Origin of the sequence: Mesorhizobium sp. L103C131B0 (genome assembly GCF_000502275.1) — a bacterium.
Classification (GTDB): Bacteria; Pseudomonadota; Alphaproteobacteria; order Rhizobiales; family Rhizobiaceae; genus Mesorhizobium.
In genome coordinates, this window is record NZ_AYXC01000017.1 from 1 (window position 1) to 23,125 (window position 23,125).

Genomic DNA, 23,125 nt, shown 5'->3' on the forward strand with positions numbered 1-23,125 from the left:
TGCCACAGTTGGCATCGACCTCGCAAAGAGTGTCTTCCAGATCCATGGTGTCGATGGGAACGGTCGGGTTCTCGTACGCCGTCAGCTTCGCCGCAGCCAGTTGCTGGTGTTTTTCCAGAAGCGTCCACGATGCCTGATCGGCATGGAGGCTTGCGCAGGTTCTCACGATTGGGGGCGCAGGCTTCTGGAGATGGGGCACGACGTCCGGCTGATGCCGCCCTCCTATGTGAAGCCTTACGTGAAGCGCGGGAAGACGGATGCTGCGGATGCGGCCGCCATCTGTGAAGCCGTGACACGCNGGTATGGTGGCTTGCGTTGGTTTTTGCGATTGGGGGCGCAGGCTTCTGGAGATGGGGCACGACGTCCGGCTGATGCCGCCCTCCTATGTGAAGCCTTACGTGAGGCGCGGGAAGACGGATGCTGCGGATGCGGCCGCCATCTGTGAAGCCGTGACACGCCCCTCCATGCGGTTTGTCGCCATCAAGAGCGAAGCCTGCTCGTCGGTTCTGGTTCTTCACCGCACGCGAGACTTTCTGGTTCGCCAGCGCACGCAGATCGGCAACGCGATCCGGGCCCACATGACGGAGTTCGGCGTCATCGCGGCGAAGGGCGCGCAGAACGTCAATCGACTGAAGGATCAACTGGATCAACTGCCGGAAGTAGCTCGAATGCCTGTGAGTTTGCTCTTCGATCAGTTGGCCGAGACGGACAAGCGGATCGAGCGGCTGACCGACGAGCTCGAAGAGACCTACGCGCAAAGCGAGACAAGCCAGCGTCTAGCCACAATCCCAGGTGTGGGGATGCTGTNCATCGCGGCGAAGGGCGCGCAGAACGTCAATCGACTGAAGGATCAACTGGATCAACTGCCGGAAGTAGCTCGAATACCTGTGAGTTTGCTCTTCGATCAGTTGGCCGAGACGGACAAGCGGATCGAGCGGCTGACCGATGAGCTCGAAGAGACCTACGCGCAAAGCGAGACAAGCCAGCGTCTAGCCACAATCCCAGGTGTGGGGATGCTGTCGGCGACGATCATCGCGGCGACGACGCCGGATGTCGACAATTTCGGCAGCGCAAGGGACTATGCCGCCTGGCTCGGCCTCACTCCCAAGCCGCACTCCACCGGAGGCAAGCAGAGGGTGGGCCGGATCTCGAAGATGGGCAATCGTTATATCCGACGCTTGCTGTATCTGGGCGCCATGGCGCAGATCATGCTCAGATGCAGACTCAAGCGCGAGCCGAGCTCGGACTGGCTATCGGGCATGCTGATGCGAAAGAAGACGAAGATCGTCGCCGTCGCTTTGGCGCATCGCATGGCACGAACAATATTCGCCGTCCTGAGGGACGGATCGCGTTACGAGCCGCAGTCAGCCTGACAGGCTCTCGGAATGGTCAGGGCAAAGTGANGCCGTCCTGAGGGACGGATCGCGTTACGAGCCGCAGTCAGCCTGACAGGCTCTCGGAATGGTCAGGGCAAAGTGAGGTGATGGCGAACAAACGGAGACGAAGAACCAGGACACCCCGATTAATCCGAAGCGCCTCGAGCGCGCTCGATTGAGTGGGACCTGTTCTCCAAGCGGATATTCATCAGGGCGCGCAGCGATCCCGTTGCACATTCAGACGCCGTATACATGGCCGCAACCGACCTGTTCACCAAACCCGATCCGATACCCTTGACCCGCAGGAGCCATCCATACACGGGTTAAAGTCGGGGCTGTAAGGCGGTAGGAAGAGCATTCGCGCGCCGGCCGCTTCGATCGCTTGGCGGGCGGCGGCGACTTTGTGAGCGGGCAGGTTGTCGAGGATGACGATGTCACCAACTCGAAGCGTAGGCGCCAATACATGCTCGGCATAAGCGGCGAACCATTCACCCGTCATCGGTCCGTCGAGGACCATCGGCGCAGTCATGCCCGTCAGGCGCAATGCGCCTGTAAAAGTAGTCTTTTTCCAGTGCCCGTGCGGGATCGGAGATCGGCACCGCATGCCCCACTTTGCCCGTCCACGCAGGCGAGCCATCTTCGTCGATGCGCCGGTCTCGTCGATAAAGACCAACCGTTCGGGATCNCTTTGCCCGTCCACGCAGGCGAGCCATCTTCGTCGATGCGCCGGTCTCGTCGATAAAGACCAACCGTTCGGGATCGAGATCAGGCTGGGCCTTGAACCAGGCGCGTCGCCGCGCGAGCACGTCGGGCCGATCCTGCTCGCTGGCGTGCGCTGTTTTTTTTGAAGGTCATCGAGTGACGGTCGAGAAAGCGCCAGATCGTGCTCGGCGCGAACACGACCGCATGCTCCGCCCTGAGAAATTCAGCCAACTCGACCAGTGTGATGTCGTCCTGACCTTCGATCACCGCTAGGATCGTATCCCGGTAGGCTTCGATCCGCTGGGAGCGCTTGTCTCCGCCTTGGGGCTTTGCCCGCGTCGCGCCGCTCTCTCGCCATTCGCGGACCCAGCGGACCGCGCTTGCCGCGGCAACACCGAAACGATCCGCCGCAGCCCGCCGCGACAGGCCACTCTCAACCGCTGCGATCACTCGCGAACGCAAATCCTCCGATATGGCTCTANCCGCCGCAGCCCGCCGCGACAGGCCACTCTCAACCGCTGCGATCACTCGCGAACGCAAATCCTCCGATATGGCTCAACCATGCCTGCTGGCCTCCATACCCAGCCGACATGATGAATCAGATATTCTCCCCGACGGGAATCCCTCGCGATTCCATCAGGTCAGATTATGCTCTAGCTGAATATCTCAAAGTGAGGGGGGGTGCATCGGCCCGAGAATTCTTTTGAAGCAAAGGGTTATCAGATCCAAGGACGGGGTCCGATGCAAACACACTGTATCTCTGACCAGCTCGAATTTGAAGGCTTCGCCCCCCCAAAGTTGTCGTCGGTTTCGACGGTGGGGCGATCACCCTCGGATGCCGGCGTCTTGCTGCTTCGCCACGCCGACGGGGCTCTCGGCCTTTTCGACCGGGTGGCCGCTTGCTTCATCGACCACCGCGATCCGGATTGCACGCTGCACAAATCTCGGACAGCGCATCGCGGCAATCGCGCGGTTGCGAGGACGTCGACGATCACGATACACTTCGCCACGACCCGGTGCTGGCGCTCATCTCATTGGAATTGAGCCGCTCGAAATGACTGATCACCTCGCTGTCGCAAGGTGGCGGGGAGAAGATGTCGAAACATATGGTGGCGGCCGGCGACGTACCGGCATGCTGGCGCGCTTTGCGAGCTCAGGAAACAGGCAGAGGCTCGGACCGGGCAGTGCTTTCCGATCATCGTGATCCAGGAGGCCGGGCTCGACGGCTTCTGGATCCATCGCGTGCTGCAAGCCGAAGGGATCGTCGATCCGGCATCGATTGCAACCTCGCGCCGGCGGCGCCGGGCCATGACCGATAAGATCGACGGTGAGGCGCTGGTCAGGGCGTTACTGGCCTACAAGCGAGGCGAGCCACGGGTGTGTGCGATGCTCCGGGTGCCGACGCCCGAGGAAGAAGACCGTCGCCGTATCTCGTGTGAACGCAGGGCCTTGACGAACGCGCGCGTGCGACACGTCAATCGCGTGAAAGGCCTGCTGTTCGCACAGGGCGTGTCCGGCTACGAGCCGCTGCGCCGTACCGGCGGAAGAGACTGGAGGCGCTCAAGACCGGCGACGGCCGACCCTTGCCGGCCCATCTGCAGGCGCAGGTCGGCCGGGAACTCGACAGGCTCGAACTACTGCTCGAGCAGATCAAGGCGGTCGAGACCGAGCGCGATGCCATGCTCGCGCCACGGAGGTTGTCTCGCCGGCACCGGCGATGCTGCTCGACCTGAAGGGCATCGGGCCGAAGTTTGCCGCCGTCTTGTGGTCGGAGGGCTGTCACGTCACTTCGACAACCGACGACAGGTTGCCCCCATGCGGGCCTCGCGCCGACACCGTGGCAGAGCGGCTCGGTCGATCACGACCAGGGGGTATCGAAAGCCGGCAATCTCCAGACGGCCTGGCTCTGGCTGCGCCATCAACCGCGATCGGCGCTCACCTTGTGGTTCCAGGACCGGGACAAACACAACGGCGGCCGTCTCAAGAAGGCGATGATTGTGGCGCTCGCCCGCAAGCTGCTCGTCGCGCTGTGGAAATACGTCAGCGCCGGCGTCGTCATCGAGGGTGCAGTCATGAAGACCGCCTGACGCGTTAGCCGAACTGAATTCTGCAAATCTTCCAGGATCCGATCAGTCCTGGCGGATCCAGGTGGGACGAACCGGGAATATGCATGGCCCCGAATGCAGTAAGCCAGAATGGTCTCGTCCCTCCTGACTCCGCCGCAAGCGGGATGTTGGTGCCGCTGTCTCGAAAAGCGACCGTATATAAGTAGGATGTGGCTTGGCAATCAGCCGCGTCTTGCAATCGGACTCAGACCGAGTACGCCGGAACAACCGACGGAAAGCAAAAATGTCACCCTGACGACAGTTCCGCATTGACGCTCGTAATATAAGCAATATTCGATCTTTTCTCCACGCTCGAGATCGGTCACGAGTTGAAGGCGATGTCGCGATGGCTGGATGAGCATCGCGACCTTCTTGGCTTGGTGGCGCGCGCGGCGCCAGGCGAAGACCTGCTGCGGCCTAAGGCCTTACCGACGGGCGACCTCGGAAATGATTGCGTTCGGCCCCAGCGTCTCCGCGATGATCCGCGCCTTGTCATCCACCGACCAATGACGCCGACCGCCGGCACCATTGATCACCTCGAAACGCCGAAGATGCCGCTCCGGGTCAAACGTAAGGTCAAGTCCAGACACAAGCCGATCTCCGATCCCAATACAGCATCGGCAACCTCACAGATCGCGACCACTCCCGAAAGGTGGTCCCGAAACACCGCTTACATTGAAACAGTGGGGAAAGACTTCTTCAACAGGCCCACGCGGCACCTCTGCCAAGTGGCACTAAGCACCTTGGTAACGGCCGCCTTGAGGCCTTCGTGCGCGTCGGAGATGATGAGCTTGACGCCGCTGCGGGGGGAGCTCTTGCCGGCGCTTGCTCGTTGCCACCGATTGGACGTCCAAGTTCGATTATGCGCAACTGCCGGCGACGGCGGACAAGATCACGATTGCCGAGTTCCTGCGGGATCTGGTCGCAGCCGTGTCTTAGATGTTTAGATGGGGTATTCGGCTTGAGCCCCGTCTTCGACGGCAATGGCAAGGGATGCAGCCTTCCTTTCCGGCCGAGGCTCAAGTTACCTATACCGCCTCCTTCACGGCGCTTAGGAACTGCTGGGTGCGCTTGCGCTGCGGATTGCCGAACAGCTGCTCCGGCGTGCCCTGCTCCTCGATCCTGCCGCCGAAGAAGAAGCAGACACGATCGGCGATGTCGCGGGCGAAGCCCATTTGATGCGTAACCATCAGCATGGTCAGGCTGTAATCCGACACAAGCCGGCGAATGACGTTTGTCACTTCGACGATGACCTCAGGATCCAGCGCCGACGTCACCTCGTCGAAGAGCATGACCTTGGGCCGCATCGCAAGCGCTCGAGCTATCGCCACGCGCTGCTGCTGCCCACCGGACAGGCGCGAAGGATGCTGGTTGCGCTTGTCGCCCATTCCGACCATCTCTAGCAGCTCCTCTGAGCGCTCACGCGCCTGCTTGCGCGGAATGCCCAGCACGTGTTCGGGCCCTTCCATGCAGTTTTCCAGCGCCGTCATGTGCGGGAACAGATTGAAATTCTGGAAGCACATGCCGATCTTCGAGCGCATTGATCTTAGATACTTCTGGCTGGCGGGCACCAACTTGCCGTCCTTCTCCATGTGGGTGAGCGGCTTGCCGTCGACGTAGATGACGCCCTCGTTGATGTTTTCCAGTGTCATCAGTGTGCGCAGCACCGTGGTCTTGCCCGAACCTGACGGCCCGACGATCGTGACCATCTCGCCCTCTGCGACATCGAGATCGAGGTGTTCGAGAACAATCAAAGATCCGTAACGCTTTGCGACCTTCTGGAAACGCACCATCGGCACACCCGCGCCGGTAAGCTCTAGCGGGTATTGGGAAAGGTCTTCTGTTTCGTCCATCAGTTCGTCCCGACTTTGCCGCGAACCCAACCATCGAAGCTGCGAAGAACGGCGGCCGACGGCAATGAAATCAAAAGGAAGATGATACCGACCATCGTATAGGGTTCAAGGTAGCGATAGTTTTCCGAGCCAATTGAGTTTGCTGTTTGAATCAATTCCGCCACGCCGATGACCGACAGCACGGGCGTGTCCTTAAGGATGCCTACCAGGTAATTCCCCATGCCCGCCACGGAAGGTGGCAGCGCCTGGGGAATGATGATGCGGAAATAAGTACGCGCCGTAGACAGATTGAGGGAGGTCGCCGCCTCCCACTGTCCCTTAGGCACGTTTTCTAGACCCCCGCGGTACAACTCCGAAAGGTAAGCTGCATAGTGCAGCCCGATGGCTATCATGCCCGCCACCCACGGCGAAAGGACAACGCCGAACTCCGGCCCGACGTAGAACACGAAGAATATCTGCAGCACCAGCGGCGTGGAGCGGATGAACTCGACCCACTCGCGCGCGGTCATTGTCAATGTCCTGTACGGCGTGCGTTGCGCAAGCGCGAACACGAGCCCCAGGAAGATCGCGATGATGTAGCCGATACCGGCGGCCAAAAGCGTATTTCCGGTCGCCGCCAGCAGGCGGGGGAGAATTTCCCAAGCGAAATCCCAGTCCCAACCGAACATCGCTAAGCCCTTCCCGACTTGCGTTCCATAAAGCATTCAAGCCAGCGCATGAAGGGCGTGATGATGAAACGGGCCATGACATAATAGATGATTAGTGCCGTTCCGAAAGCCTTCGCGGACAGGAAAGTCGTCGCATTTATCTGCTTGGCTTGGAACGATAAGTCGGCGACGGAGATCAATGAAACCAGGGCGGTTCCCTTAAGAAGCTCGATCAGCAAATTGCCCCATTGCGGCAGCATGATGACGAGAGCTTGGGGAAGAATGATGCGTCGCATGCGAGTCAGCGGCGACATGTTGATCGCCGAGGCTGCCTCCCACTGTCCCCTGGGCACTGAGAGGATCGCGCCGCGAACTAGCTCCGCCCCGTACGCTCCAAGGTTCATACCGACGCCGATAAAACCCGCTATAAACTTGTCCAGCGAGAGCCCGAACAGTGGCAGGACGAAGAAAATCCAGTAAAGCTGCACGAGCAGCGAATTGCCGCGGAAAAACTCGATATAGACCGTGGCGATCCAGCGAATAGGACCGGCCGGCGCGAGCCGCATCAGGCCCGCGGTAAGAGCCAGTACGATCGCCAGCGCGATCGACAGGGCGGCCAGCATGGCCGTAACCAGCGTGCCGCTTAGCAGCAGATTCCCATGCGTGACAAGGAATTCGGAATAGGACATCGGCTCGCGAAAGATCAACGGACAATCGGACATCGGCTGCAGAAGCCGCAGTGAGCTGCTGAGGACAAGCCCTCTATAATTGTACTATCCGGGCGGCTCGAAGTGCCAACCCGCTTCAGTCATCGCCATGCCGGCATGGCGCACTAGAACCATAAACTCGACCGGGTCGGCCAGGCTGCCGGCCCCGCTGGCGCGACCCGCCTGCCTTGCGGCCTTGGTGTAGGGGCAGGCGTCCACTTGATGTCGGGCGCTCGTCGTTCCGGAAGTCTACTATTCCCGACGTGCTCCTGCGATCTTAATGCCTCTGGGAATGCAGCTGAAGCGGTTGGTGTACAACTCTGACAAAGTCGCCCTGATCTGGAGCAAGGGTGGGCCAGGAAGGGCCCACCACGATGCCGTCACTAACGATTGGAGCAAATCCACTTGGTTGTCGTGGCACCTGGAAGGCTGGCAGCTACGATTCCAAATTGTTTAACAGAGTTCATCATCTCCTCAGAGCCGACGTACTGCTTCAGACCCTCGTTGAATTTGGCCAGAAAGTCGGCATCTTCGGAGCGGAAACCGAGACCGACCCAATTATAGGTCCACTTCGGCAGAGCGGCAGGATCGGTGGCTTGGATTTCGCCATCCGATTGATCTGCCATGAGTTTGGCTTCCAAATACGTCATGCTTCCAGCATCGCCACGTCCTGCCTTAATTGCCGCGATCACCTCCGAAGGTCCGGGAACAACCATAATTTTGTCCTCGGCAATTCCTTCCTTTTTGGCGGCTGCAATCGTGCTGGATCCAGCATATGTCACAAACACCGCTCCTTTATCGGCGATATCTTTGTACGTATTGATGTGTTTCGGATTGCCGGCCGTCACTATGAAGCCATCGCGGAGCTTCGCAATAGGCTCGGAAAAAGTGACATTCTTGCACCGAGCACCCAAGATATACATTCCCCCCGTGATAATGTCATAGCGGCTTGCCTGAAGGCCAGGGATTAGGCCTCCCCAGTCGGTGACGTTTGTCTCCACGTTTGTGTAGCCCATCTTCTTCAGGACACCGAGGGCAATTTCGTTTGCAAACCCTTTTGGATGGCCCTGATCGTCGGTAAATGCAAAGGGCACGACACTGGCGAACCCTATCCTGATTGATTGCTCTGCCTTGACACGATCGGTTAGTGGACCGGCATCGGCAGTCCACGAACCCAAAAAGAGCCCGAGAACTGCCATCAAAGTGTTGAGTTTCAGCTTACCCATTGTTTTACCCTCTATGGTGACGCTTTTAGTTTTTGACAAGGCAGCGATCTGTGGTCACCGCAGCTCCGGAGCCTCGGCCCAGGATCGCCTCGATATTGCAAGGCTAAGTGACCAACGCACTTCGTCTGCCGATTACAATTCTGATGCCGCGGCCTTTCCTCAACGATCACCCACGCCGAACGGCCGCCTGGTCTACCCCCTTCATCCGCAGCACCCAACGCACGCGACCGAAGATCCACACCGAGCCCTCGAGCCAGCATCCAGCTCTATCGAAGTGAAAGTGGATTGGCAGGCGCGCTTTGTCTCACATCACAATCAACGATCCCCCGACGGGCCCTAGCTGGCGCGAGCTTTTTCAGAGGCCTGCGCACCCGCGCGCATCCCATTCCGGCCTCAGCAGCGACAGTACAAGCTCGTCGCGATGCTCACCGCGGAAAAAGGCGCTGCTGCGCGCCACGCCTTCGGCAACAAAGCCGACGGCCTCGTAGCTGCGCCGCGCCCTGAGATTGTCTGGGAAACAGCAAATCCAGAGCCTGTGGGCGTCGGTCTCCGTGAACGTCGCATCTACTACGGCGCGCATCATTGCCGTGCCAAATCCTCTGCCCGGCTCGGCGACGGCAACCCGCTCTATAAGCGTCGTGTGCTCTGGCGAAGCCCAGTCGCGTAGGATGGCGAAGCCGAGCGGCATTCCGTCATCCTCGGCCACAAAGTAGGCATAACGCGAATCCGCGAGAGCCGCCAAATGCCGGGCTTCCTCCCAGCGGCCGACTAGCGCTTCGTATCCTTCCAGCCGCTCCGTGCGCATGATGAACGGGATGTCGGCGGCGGCCCGCCTCAAGGTCACGTTCATTGGACAATCCTGTCGATCGATGTTTCGCAACAGCGCACAAGACCGCTCGAGAGCTTTGCCAAGGTCTTCTCACCTCATGAGACTCTCTTATTCGTTTGTGGATCGGCCCTAGGTCGAATCGCTCAGCTCGCTTATGATGTTGACCCTTAACTGGCGGCGGAAGCTGGTCAGTTGCTTCGACATCGAACATTAGGTCCACCAGAGAACAAGATCTGGTCGCGCATACCCGAAAAAGCTGTTCAGCACTAGGCGACGCTTTCCGTTGCCTGATTGACCGGTGACCCCGTGAACGAAACCGCCATCGATCAGGCCGATATCCCCCGCCCTGAGCTGGAAGTCGCGACAAGGAACGCCCTCGAGATAGGCTGCCGAATAGGGATAGCCCGTAGTCTCCACACCTTGAGACTTTCGGTCGGTGACTGTCGGCTTGTGGCTCCAGAGCCGCAGCTTGCCACCTTCCTCGGGCATGCTGGGATAGAAGTTGAGTGCTGCGACGATGTTGTGCGCCACCGCAGAAAGCTCGTAATCGTTCCCAGCACATAATACTTGAGCGACGTCGTCGTGGGGGTCCAAGGAGAATGTGCCGCTGCCAGACCAACTGAGAGCGCGACAAACATTAGCCTGACCATGCTCCGAACGGGCCAGCCGCAATTCAATGCCCTGTTTGCGAAGCTCGCGCTTCAACGCGTCGAACAATGCTCGGACCGGATCAACCAGATTCTCAAAAAGGGCGTCGACGTACGGTCGAGCAGTTTCCGCCTCTGCGAAATATGTGGCTGCATCCTTCCTGTAGTGCGATGCGCCGACATATTGTCCAGGGACGCCATCCTTACGCTCCTTGAGACCGGGACTGCCACTGAAGTTCGCGGTGATTTCCTCGGCTATTTCGGTGCTGAAAGCTTGCCTGATGTGCAGAGCGGTGATCTCACCTTTCAGGACTGAGATGATGTCTGCAGTGCTGATCGAGCCGGTTCGTTCTCTGATCGCAACTGGCGAGATGGCTCGCGCTTTAGATCCCTGGTTAGTCATTGGCTTGCTCCTTTAGTGCGTGATCAAGGATGGCGATGCCCTGATCGAGTTCGTCATCGGTGATGGTTATCGGTGGGAGGACTTTGATGACGTCGCGATTTGGTCCTGAAGATTCGATCAGCAGGCCATTTTCGAATGCGACATCGTGCACACGGCCGACAACGGCCTGTGAACGGCATTTGAGAGCGGCCATCAGACCACGGCCGCGCTTTTGTTCGATGCACGTGGGAAATTTCGCAACGAGGCGGTCAAGGTGTCCTTGCAGCTTGACGGCTGTCCGCTCGACGCCTGCAGTAAACTGCGTGTCGGACCACAGTTTGCACATCGCCCCTGCAGTCACGAAGGCGAGATTGTTGCCTCTGAAGGTCCCGCTATGTTCTCCGGGATTCCAAATGTCCAGGTCGGGCCGAATCAGAACGATGGAGAACGGACTACCTGATCCGCTTAGGGACTTTGAAAGGCATACGATGTCGGGATCAATACCCGCGAACTCGAATGAGAAGAACTCGCCCGTTCGTCCCGCACCGGCCTGAATGTCGTCGACGATCAAAACAACACCGTGCTTGCGGCAAGTGCGCTGAATTTCTGTGAGCCATGCTGCAGATGCAGTGTTCAGGCCGCCTTCTGCCTGGATAGTCTCCAGAATGATTGCGGCTGGCTTTTCTATGCCGCTCCCCGGGTCGCCTAAAACATAGTCGATGTAGCTAGCGGAATCAAAAGCTTGCGTGGGATAGCCGTCGTAGGGGACACGGATCACATCGTGGCGAGCAACGCCGCCCAGTTCCCTGGTTGACGCCGAACCCGACACCGCCAGGGAGCCGAGCGACATGCCGTGGAACGCATTTGTGAAGGCCATGACGCTTGAGCGGCCGGTATATTTTCGCGCCAGCGCTAGAGCCGCTTCGTTTGCGTTTGTGCCGGTCGGCCCAGGAAATTGTATTTTGTAACAAAGGCCCCTGGGCTTCAGGATCGAACCCACAAAGACCTCAATAAAGTCCCGCTTCGCCGACGTATGCATGTCGAGCGACAGAAGAATGTTCTCGCCAACGAGATATTCGATTGCTGGTGCAATAATATTCGGGTTGTTGTGTCCGTAATTGAGGGCGCCGGACCCCACGAGGAAATCGATATATGGGTTGCCGGCCTCGTCCCAGATCGTCGCCCCAAGGGCTTTCGTAAAGACTGTGGGAAACGACCGCCCGTAGCGACAAACGTTAGACTCATGGGTCGTAAAAACGTCGATGTTCATTTCATGGTCCCTCTGCATGTGGGCGTCGCGTTCAGCGAGAGATTGATTAAATGCGTTTGGTTGGTCGCGGTTGTTCGTCACTTTCACTAGAAGATTGGAACGGTCCGGGCGGAACTTTGGACGGTCGTGACCTCCCAGGAATATGTTCGTAATGCCGACACGCTCCTCAAAAGGTCCGCGCCAAAAGGGAGACCGGACTCGCGCGGCAGCTCAACTGCTGCACTGACGCACTTCGGAACCTCCACCGTAGTCACGTTGCTCTGCACGGCGATATCTCTCGCATGCGTTGGTCGAACTCCGTTCTAGAGTTTTCGGGGAGGCGTCGATACTACGGCATTTGGTAGTTGACGCACCTCTTGTACCCGGCGAAACGCCCTGCCAATCCTATCAAGCTCATCGCTAGCACTTGCTCATGTGTAACAGGCGCTTCTGCCATGCAGCAGCATGCTAAGGTGTTGCAGGCCGCTTCGGCAGCAACACTAACCACATCGTGCCCCGGCTCGTAGCGTAGCTCGGCGGTAGCGAAGCCGCTCGCGAGCGCGCCCTAAGATCCTATGAGGAGGGTGGATAGCGACCTGCGCTGTGGCAAAGTGAGGTCGCTGAATCAACACCTGACCCTGGAGGCAAGCATGCCCGTTGCAGCTCACCAATCCGAAGCGCCGACCGCTATCCGTCCCGATCTTGGCGCAATCTTCGTCTCATTGGAACTGAGCCGCTCGAAATGGTTGATCACCTCGCTGTCGCCGGGTGGCGGCGAGAAGATGTCGAAGCATTCGGTGGTGGCCGGCGATGTCGCCGGACTGCTGGCGCGCTTTGCCGCGCTCAACAGGCAGAGGCGCGCACGGGGAAATGCTTTCCGATCATCGTGATCCAGGAAGCCGGCCTCGACGGCTTCTGGATCCACCGCGTGCTGCAGGCCGAGGGGATCGAAAGCCATGTCGTCGATCCAGCGTCGATTGCAACCTCGCGCCGGCGGCGCCGGGCAAAGACCGACAAGATCGACGGCGAGGCGCTGGTCCGGGCGTTGCTGGCCTACAAGCGGGGCGAGCCACGGGTGTGTGCGATGGTCCGGGTGCCTACGCCCGCGGAGGAGGACCGCCGTCGCATCGCGCGTGAGCGCAAGGCCTTGACGAACGAGCGCGTGCGCCACGTCAACCGGATCAAGGGCCTGCTGTTCAGCCAGGGCGTATCCGGCTACGAGCCGCTGCGCCGCAATCGGCACAAGCGACTGGAGGAACTCAAGACCGGCGACGGTCGTCCGCTGCCTGCACATCTGAAGACGCAGATCGGCCGCGAACTCGACAGGCTCGAGCTGCTGATCGAACAGATCGAGGCGGTCGAGGCCGAACGCGACGCCATGCTCGCGGCCGAGCAGCGTGCCTCGCCAGCCCGGCGATGCTGCTCGACCTGAAGGGCATCGGATCGGGAATTTGCCGCCGTACTGTGGACAGAAGGGCTGTCGCGGCACTTCGACAAACGACGCGGCCTCGCGCCGACACCCTGGCAGAGCGGCTTGGTCAATCACAACCAGGGGTTTCGAAAGCCGGGCAATCCCAGGCTGCGAACGACACTGATCCAGATGTCCTGGCTGTGGCGGCGCCATCAACCGCACTCGGCGCTCACCTTGTGGTTCAAGGACCGGGTGAAGCAGAACGGCGGACGCCTCAAGAAGGCGAGGATTGTGGCGCTCGCCTGCAAGCTGCTCGTGGCGCTGTGGAAAAGTCAACGCCGGCCTCGTCATCGAGGGGGCGGTCATGAAGAGCACCTGACACACCCGCCGCTCACCCCTAGCATCTGAACTTTAGCAATTCTTCCAGGACCTGATCAGTCCTGGCGGATCCAGGTGGACGAACCGAAGCGCTGTTTGGCTTGAAACGCCTCTCCCTCAGAATGGTCCCGTGCTCCTGAGCCTGTGCCCGCCGCAAGCGGGATGTTGGTGCCGCTGTTTCGAGCAGCGACCGTATATAAGTTGGATCTGGCTCGAATAAACGGGCCGCGTCATGCCACGGGCTCAGACCATGGATTCGCAACACATCGAGAAGGTGAAAAATGTTGCCCTGACATATCCGTTCCTACTTGACCTTCCTCATATAAACAGCGCTGTAGCGAGCGAGCGGCGTAGCGGCGATGATCGGCGTTCTTCAAATGTCGGGGCCGCTTTCGGACCGCTTCTGAAGCGTCTCGACCAACTCTGCCTGAATGAGGATTAGGGTTTCGAAAAGCCGACAGCGGAGGATATAGGTGGGACCAGACTAAGTCGGTTCTCCCCCTCTTAGGCCAATAGCCAGACAGCTTCGTGCTGGGAGATGCAACCACAGGATCTGTCGAAGCCGCGTAAAAATAGGGACTAGACTCCATCGACCGGGTTCACGCGAGGCAGAAGGAGGCGGCCCGCCTGATGCAGTCTCAAGAGGATCGACATTCGCTCCGGCCCCGCTTTCAGGCAGTTCGCCGGCCCCCAATCAGCATGCGGACGCCTTTGCATGAGCATATTCGCACATCCTACAAAGCAGAAAACCATCCGTCCCATTCATGCGATCGACGATTTCGCTAAAAACTGGCCCTTCAAAAAGATCTTCGTATTCGTCGCCCAGAAGATTGCCCAATACGTGGCGCCGCTCAAAATCCATGCAGCAGAGCGTAACGTCACCGTTTGGGAGAAGAACATTCCGATACTGCCGTCCGTCAACGCATGTCAGCGCTCCGACGACTGGCTGCCGTGGTTCGACGATCTTCGGATCGACGCTTCCACCCCTGCTGCTCAGCGGCCGCGCGCGAACTAGCGCTTCGGCGGGGATTAACTCGACGATATCCGGATGGACCTCGCCCAGAACGACAAACCGAATCGAGGCAATGTCTGTGTCGACCACTTGACGAATCAAAGCGAGATACTTGTCTCCGACGAGACGGCTATTCATGTATGCGCCATCATCGAGAACATGGACCACGAATACCCTTGAGCGCAGCGCTTGCAAGCGGTGTAGATCCCGCCCCTTCATTCCTACAAGCGTCGTGAAAATCCGGATGCCATGGCCTCTGGCGTAAGCGTGCTCAACCATTTCGGTGCAATCCGGATTGAGCCAAGGCTCGGAGTACCCGGCGAAACTAATGTCGACGGAAGTTGGTACGCGCGCCAGACATCGCTTGAAATCTTCAAGACGAAGATGCTTCACATGAGAGACCGCTCTTTGCCGATGGGCGAACTTATCCTGCGGACAATAAGAACATCCGACGATGCAGCCGGTGGTCGTCGTTATTTCCAAAACCCTGCCGCCCGGGATGGCAGAGCCCAGTTCCTGTAAGATCATCGGATATGCCTCCACTTTTCTGGCCCTCTAGGCCAATCCTGAACTTTCAAATAACAAGTTAGCTTATTTAATTCTGATGGAACGTTATTTCGCTTTCCAGAATATATTTACTTGCCTTTTATGACACCGGTCTAACAACTATACTTCTAATATTTCCATGATAATACTCTCAGCGGATTTTCGGATTTCCTCAGCAAATATCCATCGACCAAAATTTCCAGATGAACGGCAATCAACCGACGGCTCCCTCGGTTTGCTGGGCGGCCCTCGAACCAACTTTGGGCGCATCGCCGGCACGGCAGGACGGCGAAATCGCAATCTGTCGAGCCTCAGCCGTTGCGGAAGGTGTAGCTGTAACCGTTGATGGCCGGCCCGCCGCCGAGGTGCGCGTAGAGGACCCTCGACCCCTCCGGAAAGAAGCCTTTTCGGACGAGGTCGACCATCCCTTGCATCGATTTGCCCTCGTAGACGGGGTCAGTAATTATACCCTCGAGCCGCGCACACTCGAGCAACACCACGTCATCCTCGACGATTTCCGTGCCAAGGTCGACGAGCTTCGCAGTATACCGGCAATGTTTAGCACCTGCGCCTTGGTTTGGGCGGGGGTGGCAGAAGCATCGATACCGATGAGATTGCGCTGTCGACGGTCCTTGGCAAATCCAACGAGCATGCCGGCATGCGTCGAGCCCGTGACTGTGCAAACGACAATGTAGTCGAAGGCAAACCCAAGCTGTTTCTCCTGGGCGCACCTCCTCCGCGAACCCGACGTACCCAAGCCCGCCATATTTATGAACTGAGGCCCCGGCCGGTATCGCGTAGGGCCTGCCGCCCCTTGACTTGACCTCATCGAGCGCCTGTTCCCAACTGCGGCGGATGCCGATATCGAAGCCCTCGTCGCCAAGGCGCACCTCTGCTCCCATGATCCGGCTCAAGAGAATGTTGCCGACCCGGTCGTAGACGGCGTCCTCATGTGGTACCCAGCTCTCCTGAACCAGGAGACATTTCATGCCGATCTTGGCGGCGACCGCGGCGACCATCCGCGTGTGGTTGGACTGCACGCCGCCGATGGAGACAAGCGTATCGGCATTTGACGCGAGCGCATCGGGGATGATGTATTCGAGCTTGCGGAGCTTGTTTCCGCCAAATGCGAGACCGGAGTTGCAGTCCTCGCACTTGGTGTAGATTTCCATCTTTCCCCCGAGATGCTTGCCGAGGCGGTCGAGCTTCTCGATGGGCGTTGGTCCAAAGGTGAGCGGATAGCGTTCGAACTTTTCCAGCATTTTCTCTCCGGCAACACGCGGTGGAGCTGAATTAGCCATTCACGAGTCATTCTAAGGCGTCTTTGATTTGAGGTCGTATGCATTATTCGGCGCCAGAAGAGTCCCATTACTATTTCCAGCGCCTCGTTCGTCATTGAGAGTTGCAACCGCGCGCCGGCGTGCTGCGAGAGGCTACGATGGTATGGCATTCAGAACTGCATCTCCTGGAATACTAGAATGACCGGATTGCGGTCGCCAATGGACTTCTCAAGCAAAGCAGTCCTGCGAATATCTGCTCAATATTTATGGTTGGTCCAAAGTGGTGCCAGCTTTAGAACCGACCTTATCATGGCACCTCAAGGCAGCAGCAGCGATATGGCTAGCATTTGATCGCGCTGGAGCAAATCTGCGGATTCATTCGTCACCTCATCAAGGTCTGGCGGCTCGGATCCAACTTCCTTGCAACTGCCGAAATGCCCAGCCCTTTGGCCAACTCGGCTATCGCAGCCAGACCGCCAGATCAGAAAGAGCACGCTTGCGAAATACGCCAGCTGAAGGAGCAGGGAACAAGCCAGGGTCGTGACGACTACTGTGCCGATTGAATGAGATGCGAAGTAGACGGTCAGTGCGGTGCTGCACAGCACCAGCCCCAAGACGCGGCAAAACATTCTAAAGGGCAACGCCGTTCTCCTGGTTTTGTCTCCTCAGATCATGCTGCGACCTGGTCGGCCGTAACATGGGTCTGGCAGTTCTTCGGGCAGACGCGGGCGCAGGCTCCGCAGCCAATGCAGCGGCCGGCATGATCGACGACCATGATCATTCGATTGAGCTCGCCATCGAAATCGTCGTCTTCGCCGTCGCAGGCGCCGAGGATTTCACCCGCGTCATCGACGCCGTAAAGATGCATGACCTCGCGCGAACAGACTTTGAAACAGCGGCCGCAGCCGATGCAGGTCGCGCCGTCTATAGCGGTGAGATATTCCGGCACCCATCCGGAGCCGTCGCGGGTGGTGAATGTGCTCGTCATCGTAACTTCTTCATTGCAGAGAGCTCTCTCTTGGCACCATCCAACTCGGCAAAAACGGCCGACGTTTCCTCGGCAACTTCCTCTATCTCCCTCCATTTTCTCGGGAGTTCCTCTGCAAGGCCGCGCAATCTCATCTTGGCAACTGCCGCGCGCAGCTGAAGCTTTCGAACTTTCGTCCCCATCTCATCTAGGTTTGACATAAATCGTTCCTCGAAATCGGTTTCTTCACGCCCGTGCCACGTCGGGATAGGCTTCAATGCTGCAGTCGCATCGTCGACCAAGTTCGTACCGGCCTCCGCGAGCTTCCTGACGTCTCGAAGCCGAACCGGTGGATGTCTCGACAGAGCGACCAAGCGCCCGGCCGTGAAAAGCAAGTCCGAAGCCCCATGGGTTTCATCTCCATCGTTGGCGATGTCATCAGGCCGGAGCGTTCCTCGATCCAAAGCCCCCGTGTAGAACATATCGAGCCTCCACAGCACGTCCGGGTCGGGATCGCCGATGATGGGGCTCGCACGGCGCTGTTTTTTGGTGATGATGAAGTCGCCCAGCAGTTCGGCGTCGGATTGCCTTCCCGTGACCCGGAGGCATCCTGAGCACGGTCAGCCGCACGAGGCATCTCGCAAAAGGCAAGGCAAGGGCCGCCTCGTCCTCGTTGACAGCCAGGCTGACCGCGGCATCAGACATTTCGCCTTCTCCTCATTTCAGTCCTCTTCCTCGAAGCACGACGTCTGTTTTCTGGGACGCCTACTCCGGGCACACTTGCGCAGACGACGCCCGGCTCGGCGCCGCTGATTCCACGCAATTGATGTCCCTCGGTCCAACCTTGAACACGTCCACGACTGCGAAGTCTTCCATCGAATTCGCGTCGAACATCGCTTCCGCCGCCATGCGGCCCGAGGCCATGAAGATTCGAGCCTCGATCCTGCTGCAAAGGTTCGACCAAGTGCTGCATGGACCCTCCTTGCTGCGGTCACGCCAAGGAAATGGACGAATTGGCCAGTAAGCCATTTCCACCAATTACCCTTTTTTATCTTTCTTCCTCGGCCGACCGCGCTTTGGCACCTTCGGGAAACTGTTTTGCGCAGCGGCAAAGAGAGCGCCGCAACAAGCCTTCGCACCCCTGTACTCGGCGAGGGCCTGCAGCAAATCCGGCAGATGCTGCTCTTTCAATTCGGCCGGGATAGGCTCCGGACCGTCCAGCGAAGTCAGTGCCAGTTCGACCAACTCGATCGCCCGATCATTGTTGCCGTTCTCGTGATAGTACCGGGCGACAGCCGGATAAGACCGGTACTTAGGGCTGTCGCCTTGCGGGGGATTCAGCGCCAGGATGTGTTCGGACAGCTCCTTGCCAATCGCGAAGCGCTCAGCAGGGGGAAGGCGCGAATGGTCATTGGCCGGATGGAAAAGTTGGTCTAGCGCGGAAACCATCCAATCCTCGGAATTTTTGTCGATCGCGTCGCGAACCAATTCGCGCATTACGGGCAGACCGGTCCACATGTCTTGAATTTTGTGAAGCAACAGATGTGCATGAGCCAGGCGGAAATTGAGGTCGTCCGGCATCAAGGCAATGCCCTCTTCGATCGCCCAGAGCGCCGTCTTCCAATCTTCCAACTTCACCGCCGCCCAGAACCTGTCATCGATCGGCTTCTTCAACGCTTGTTCGCGCGCCAGGGGTTCGCTTGTGGCGATCCGCTCATGATCGGCGGCTTTCGCCTTCTTGCTGGTACGCCAGCTGCCGTTGAGCACTTTCTGCAAAACCTCACCGAGTTGGCTCGGATGACCGATAAAGGCGATGCAGCCGTCTCGGTCGACTACGAACGAGGTCGGAACCCCGACGCAAAAGCTGGGTTCCCTCCAAAGTTTCTTCATTTCGCCTGTGAAGTCGAACGCAATCCGATGATTCAGATCCGGGCACTTTTCGGCCAACCAGGCGTCCAACTTGGTCCGGGCCTCGACGGCCGTTGGAGCGTCTTCATCAGCCGCGATCCCGACGACCTCAAGTCCGCTGTCCTTGTATTTCTCCTGTAGCTGCATCAGCTCGAGCATCTCCGCCGCACATAGTTCGCACCAAGTTGCCCAAAATTCGATGGTATAGACTTTGCCGGGCTGGAAGTCCGCAAGGGGCTCGCCACGCAGCCAGTCCTCCACTTTGATCGAAGGAGCCGGTGACCCCATCCGCAACATCATCTTGCCCTCCAAAGCTGTTGCCCAAGGCTGCGTGACCTTATGGGCAAGCTTGTTCCCCTTTGAGACCGCGGCACGAGGGTTCAACGAAGGGAGAGCATCGCTCGTCTTGCGCATCTGCGTGCATTCAGCCTTCACTCAGTGTTGCTGAAATTTAATTCGCAAAGGTCGTGCCAACGCGCTCGGCGTGCAGTAAATGCTGATTATACTCAAAAGCTTCCGGGGCGCTCAAATAGCCGGTTGTATTAATCGCGACATTTTTCCTGCCATTGTCAGGTCTTGGACACGCATCACCCGCTTCGCGTCGGCACAGAAGCGTGGCCACGGACGTCTCGACATAGGGACGAACAGATGGACATCATAACTGCGTTGGCTAGCGCCAACCACGTCATCATCGTCCGCCTCAAGCCTTCCTTGAGCTTCTTGCCGTTCCGGTCGCTCAGCGGAACGCCATTGCGATTGCAGGGGCCGCTCCCTCCGAGCATCGCCTCTGCCCTACCTCTTCCGCTTTGCGCTTGAATTCCTGGCTCGCAACGCCAGAGTTTCACGACGAAGCCGGTCATGTCCGGCTGCGTGTCGCGATAACGCCAGATCGAGGAGGTGATCGTGCCGAAGAGAGCCGGGATCTGCCGGCATGTGCCGGGCCGGTGAACTCTCCCGGATTCCTGCTTTTGTTGTTCTGTATCCCTGTGCACAGGTCCCCCAGGGACCGCCTGGTGCGAATGTGAGCGTTGTCGGAATTGGCCGGCCTCAAGGCCGCTAGGTCGCCACGCGATGGGCCAAGGCAGACTGAAAACGCCGAAGATGCGGCCGCCCTCGCCCCGCTGACGGCTACCATCCCAGGCGATGCTACGTGATTGATGCCACCGTTCGCGCCGAGGGCCGGCAAGAGCCCGACCGTCGGACTCGAAGGTCGGTGCGTTGGCCGCTGCAGGGTCGTTTCCGTGATAAGTTCCCGGCCAGTGGTGAGGAAAATCGTGATAACGCTAGGCCGTAGACTCATAAGCACGCAGCCACAGGCGCGTTTGGCGAGCTGGACCATAGCGAGGAAGTTGGCGGCGAGCTTGTCGTAGCGGGTGGCGATGCGGCGGAAGTGTTTCAGCTTGGAGAAGAAGCGCTCGATCAGATTACGCTCGCGGTAGAGCCGTTTGCTGAATCACGGTTTCCAGCGCCGATTGCTTTTAGGTGGGATGTTGGGCGTTGCACCCTGCTCCTCGATCAAGGAGCGGATGCGATCCGCATCGTAGGCCTTGTCGCCCAGCACGATGGTGCGGGGGCTGAGGTGGTTGAGCAGTTGATCTGCGATCTGACTGTCATGCGCCTGTCCGGCGGTCAGGCCGAGCCGGATGGGAAGCCCTTGCGCATCGACAACGACGTGGATTTTCGTCGTGAGCCCGCCGCGCGATCGACCGAGACAGTGATCTGGCCCCCCTTTTTTGCCGTCGCGGCCTGCTGGTGGGCGCGAACGGAGGTGCTGTCGATCATCTGGATGTCACCGTCGTGCGCGGAGGTGATGGCGCCCATCAGCCGGTCCCACACGCCCGCCTTCCGCCATCGCACGAAGCGGGTTCGTGGGCCGTAGCGCTCGGGCAGATCGCGCCACGGCGCACCGGAGCGCAGAACCCAGAAGATGCCATTCATTACACGTCGGTCGTCTACACGCGGCACACCACGCGGTTTGTTGGGGAGAAGCGGCTTGATCACGCGCCATTCGAAGTCGCTAAGGTCATATCGGCTCATGATGATTCTGAATCAGAACCTGGCGTGATATGAAAGCGTCAAGTTGAAAGAATGATCCATTGCCGAGGAAGGCATAGCTATAAGGCCGGTAGATGAGTTCTGTTGAAGCCGACGAGTGGGACGCCGTTCACACTGTTCATGACTTCTATGGTCGACCCTTGAAGGGGACCGCCGACTATAAAGGGTTCCCGCATGCCTATATGCGCGAATGGGATATAGATCAGGATGACTGGGCGGATACGCTCCTATTAAGCCCGATCAGTGACGAACAAATGTCTGCCGTCAAAGAGCAATGGCATCTCTGGTTGCGGTGGCGATCGGCGCAGGACGATGGCACTCTGCAGCCAGAAGACCATCACCCGACTCTCGCAAAGGACAGGAAGCGCTACGAACAGCTAGCCACAGTCGTCGAGGCCGCCCTGAAGGTTGACGACGCGAAATCGATCAGGGTGAAGGCGGACTTCCGTGGCGACATCCTGTCTATGGGGAAAACGGCCGTTCGATGGACTGAGCCCGACGATGGCGGCACTCCACCCATCTCGGCCATTCCGCATTTATGAGTTCACGACCTAATACGGAGAGGCTATGGTCCGAACGCGGCCTGCCGCGCTGAAACGACTCTCCTTCTCGACCTGACGCCGGCTCGAGTATTGGTGTTTTGAGCGCATTGAGGACGCCTGGGCTTCTGCCCGGCCGTTTGTCTGCGCGTTACGGGTTGTCTCGGCGAGCAGACACCGAGCGCGTTAGAGGCTTCCGGGGAATGTTCTTCGCGACGGCGCTTGCAAGTTGCTCATGAGCTTCGCGAAATTTGCTCTTTGCGGCGACCTTTCTCCGACTTCGCATCAGGTAGGTGACCAGGGGAGTCGAGCTTGGAACAGCATCGGTGCTACTTCAGAACCCGTCAGCGAGCCAAAAACAGCGGCAATGGCGGCTTGCCAACTATCCATCTTGTCACGCCACCGAAGAGCCGCTCGCGCAGCCGGCGGCTGCCATAAGCGCCCATGACGATCAGGTCGGCAGACGTGTCGATTGCGTGCTGCGCTAGCACCGTGGCCACCGGGTTGCCGCGGCTCGCCAGCCGGTCGACCGACACCCGAGCACCGTGCCGAGTGAGATAGGTAGCGATGTCGGCTCCCGGCTCGGCGCCGTTTCCGATGCAGGTCGCCTCCGGATCGACTAGTGCGACGCGAACTTCCTCAGCACCGGCTAGCAGATGCAGCGCTTCGCGAACCGAACGGGACGCCTCGACTCGCGAATCCCAGCCGACCAGCACGCGCCGCGGCGACAGAGTCGCCTCAGCGCCTTCCGGCACGACAAGCACCGGCTTTCCGGTGTCGAACAGGCTGCCGTTGATAACTAGGGGTCCCAGGTTAATGTCGTTGAGAAGTGCGGGCCCGACGATTGTCAGGTCATTGCAAAGCGCCCGCTGTCGCACCGCGTCACCGACGCTGGCCTGATCGCAGTCGGCAATATCGACATCATAGCACCGCCACGTGGCTCTCAGCAGTTTGTGAATTTCCCTGGATCTTTTTTTCAGACTGGCCGTGGCCTGTGAAAATCTCTCGATTTGCCTGTACCGTTTTTCCGGTGCGGCAATGTGGTGTGCGCGATGTCTAGGCCACTCGGGGATGCCACCGCCCAACGGCGGAGGGGACCCAATAAGCGGAGGCGACATCAGGAGCGGCGGAGGCGACATAATTAGTACGGAAAGATACGCGCCGACCTCGGCGCATAAGCGAGCAGCTATTGCGATGTCCTGATCGGAATGGTCAGCTCCCGACACACTGAGTATTTTCTTGAAGGCCATTTTGACTGCTTCCCCCTGAGATGTCGGGCCCTGCGCGTTTCGAACCGCAAGAATTG

16 protein-coding genes and 9 pseudogenes are annotated in these 23,125 nt (G+C 58.9%); 6 read left to right on the forward strand and 19 right to left on the reverse strand.

The window, feature by feature from the left end:
• The 3 pseudogenes from X730_RS1000000167675 to X730_RS1000000168245 all read left to right on the forward strand — a co-directional run.
• A pseudogene (locus tag X730_RS1000000167675) lies at window positions 1-298 on the forward strand (transposase); the annotation flags it as partial.
• 28 nt (window positions 299-326) lie between these two features.
• Window positions 327-806: pseudogene (locus tag X730_RS1000000168240) on the forward strand (transposase); the annotation flags it as partial.
• A 3-nt stretch (window positions 807-809) separates the two neighbouring features.
• A pseudogene (locus X730_RS1000000168245) lies at window positions 810-1,373 on the forward strand (IS110 family transposase); the annotation flags it as partial.
• 274 nt (window positions 1,374-1,647) lie between these two features.
• On the opposite strand, the gene X730_RS1000000168250 reads toward X730_RS1000000168245, so the two are convergent.
• Together X730_RS1000000168250 and X730_RS141675 are read right to left on the reverse strand one after the other, a co-directional pair.
• Complete coding sequence (locus X730_RS1000000168250; RefSeq protein ID WP_348633132.1) at window positions 1,648-2,256, reverse strand: IS630 family transposase; 609 nt, start codon at window positions 2,254-2,256, stop codon at window positions 1,648-1,650.
• Window positions 2,142-2,606 carry an IS630 transposase-related protein gene (locus X730_RS141675; protein WP_023827125.1) on the reverse strand — a complete coding sequence of 155 codons (465 nt, stop codon included), beginning with the start codon at window positions 2,604-2,606 and terminating at the stop codon, window positions 2,142-2,144. Before X730_RS141675 ends, X730_RS1000000168250 begins: the two co-directional genes overlap by 115 nt.
• Window positions 2,607-2,819: 213 nt before the next feature.
• Between X730_RS141675 and X730_RS1000000165440 the strand changes: the two are divergent.
• Window positions 2,820-4,165, forward strand: a pseudogene (locus X730_RS1000000165440) (IS110 family transposase).
• A 688-nt stretch (window positions 4,166-4,853) separates the two neighbouring features.
• Here X730_RS1000000165440 and X730_RS1000000167685 read toward each other — a convergent pair.
• The 8 genes and pseudogenes from X730_RS1000000167685 to ectB form a co-directional block, all read right to left on the reverse strand.
• Window positions 4,854-4,985: pseudogene (locus X730_RS1000000167685) on the reverse strand (transposase); the annotation flags it as partial.
• Between the two features lie 226 nt (window positions 4,986-5,211).
• Window positions 5,212-6,036: an ectoine/hydroxyectoine ABC transporter ATP-binding protein EhuA gene (gene ehuA / locus X730_RS141670; RefSeq protein ID WP_023827130.1), complete on the reverse strand. Its 825-nt coding sequence runs from the start codon at window positions 6,034-6,036 to the stop codon at window positions 5,212-5,214.
• Window positions 6,036-6,704 carry an ectoine/hydroxyectoine ABC transporter permease subunit EhuD gene (gene ehuD, locus X730_RS141665; RefSeq protein WP_023827131.1) on the reverse strand — a complete coding sequence of 223 codons (669 nt, stop codon included), beginning with the start codon at window positions 6,702-6,704 and terminating at the stop codon, window positions 6,036-6,038. The genes ehuA and ehuD overlap by 1 nt, the downstream gene beginning before the upstream one ends.
• Window positions 6,705-6,706: 2 nt before the next feature.
• Window positions 6,707-7,390 (reverse strand): ectoine/hydroxyectoine ABC transporter permease subunit EhuC, encoded by a 684-nt coding sequence (gene ehuC / locus X730_RS141660; RefSeq protein WP_023827132.1) that lies wholly within the window; start codon window positions 7,388-7,390, stop codon window positions 6,707-6,709.
• 383 nt (window positions 7,391-7,773) lie between these two features.
• On the reverse strand, window positions 7,774-8,616 hold the full coding sequence (locus X730_RS141655; protein ID WP_023827134.1) for a transporter substrate-binding domain-containing protein: 843 nt from the start codon (window positions 8,614-8,616) through the stop codon (window positions 7,774-7,776).
• A 355-nt stretch (window positions 8,617-8,971) separates the two neighbouring features.
• Window positions 8,972-9,466, reverse strand: a complete 495-nt coding sequence (locus X730_RS141650; RefSeq protein WP_023827135.1) for a GNAT family protein — start codon at window positions 9,464-9,466, stop codon at window positions 8,972-8,974.
• Window positions 9,467-9,655: 189 nt separating this feature from the next.
• Window positions 9,656-10,495 (reverse strand): hypothetical protein, encoded by an 840-nt coding sequence (locus tag X730_RS141645; RefSeq protein ID WP_023827136.1) that lies wholly within the window; start codon window positions 10,493-10,495, stop codon window positions 9,656-9,658.
• Window positions 10,488-11,744 (reverse strand): diaminobutyrate--2-oxoglutarate transaminase, encoded by a 1,257-nt coding sequence (gene ectB, locus X730_RS141640; protein ID WP_031197205.1) that lies wholly within the window; start codon window positions 11,742-11,744, stop codon window positions 10,488-10,490. The genes X730_RS141645 and ectB overlap by 8 nt, the downstream gene beginning before the upstream one ends.
• 629 nt (window positions 11,745-12,373) lie before the next feature.
• Between ectB and X730_RS01000000164735 the strand changes: the two are divergent.
• Window positions 12,374-13,513 (forward strand): annotated as a pseudogene (locus X730_RS01000000164735) (IS110 family transposase).
• A 693-nt stretch (window positions 13,514-14,206) separates the two neighbouring features.
• Here X730_RS01000000164735 and X730_RS1000000166590 read toward each other — a convergent pair.
• From X730_RS1000000166590 to X730_RS1000000166600, 8 genes and pseudogenes are all read right to left on the reverse strand, one after another.
• Window positions 14,207-15,052, reverse strand: coding sequence for a radical SAM/SPASM domain-containing protein (locus X730_RS1000000166590; protein ID WP_081731632.1), 846 nt, complete (start codon window positions 15,050-15,052; stop codon window positions 14,207-14,209).
• Between the two features lie 329 nt (window positions 15,053-15,381).
• Window positions 15,382-16,332 (reverse strand): annotated as a pseudogene (locus X730_RS06395) (1-aminocyclopropane-1-carboxylate deaminase).
• 335 nt (window positions 16,333-16,667) lie between these two features.
• Window positions 16,668-16,979, reverse strand: coding sequence for an exopolysaccharide production repressor protein (locus tag X730_RS141625; protein ID WP_023827144.1), 312 nt, complete (start codon window positions 16,977-16,979; stop codon window positions 16,668-16,670).
• Window positions 16,980-17,020: 41 nt separating this feature from the next.
• The gene (gene fdxB / locus X730_RS141620; RefSeq protein WP_023827145.1) at window positions 17,021-17,338 is read right to left on the reverse strand and encodes a ferredoxin III, nif-specific; all 318 of its coding nucleotides are present in this window, start codon (window positions 17,336-17,338) and stop codon (window positions 17,021-17,023) included.
• Window positions 17,335-17,538: a CCE_0567 family metalloprotein gene (locus X730_RS1000000168255; protein WP_031197208.1), complete on the reverse strand. Its 204-nt coding sequence runs from the start codon at window positions 17,536-17,538 to the stop codon at window positions 17,335-17,337. Before X730_RS1000000168255 ends, fdxB begins: the two co-directional genes overlap by 4 nt.
• A gap of 111 nt (window positions 17,539-17,649) precedes the next feature.
• Window positions 17,650-17,889: pseudogene (locus X730_RS1000000168260) on the reverse strand (DUF269 domain-containing protein); the annotation flags it as partial.
• 466 nt (window positions 17,890-18,355) lie between these two features.
• Window positions 18,356-19,639, reverse strand: coding sequence for a TlpA disulfide reductase family protein (locus X730_RS141615; protein WP_023827148.1), 1,284 nt, complete (start codon window positions 19,637-19,639; stop codon window positions 18,356-18,358).
• Between the two features lie 869 nt (window positions 19,640-20,508).
• Window positions 20,509-21,262, reverse strand: a pseudogene (locus tag X730_RS1000000166600) (IS5 family transposase).
• Window positions 21,263-21,354: 92 nt separating this feature from the next.
• On the opposite strand from X730_RS1000000166600, the gene X730_RS141605 reads away from it, so the two are divergent.
• On the forward strand, window positions 21,355-21,822 hold the full coding sequence (locus tag X730_RS141605; RefSeq protein ID WP_023774416.1) for a hypothetical protein: 468 nt from the start codon (window positions 21,355-21,357) through the stop codon (window positions 21,820-21,822).
• A 341-nt stretch (window positions 21,823-22,163) separates the two neighbouring features.
• On the opposite strand, the gene X730_RS0134380 is transcribed toward X730_RS141605, so the two are convergent.
• Window positions 22,164-23,069 carry a universal stress protein gene (locus X730_RS0134380; protein ID WP_031197211.1) on the reverse strand — a complete coding sequence of 302 codons (906 nt, stop codon included), beginning with the start codon at window positions 23,067-23,069 and terminating at the stop codon, window positions 22,164-22,166.
• Window positions 23,070-23,125: the final 56 nt, after the last annotated feature.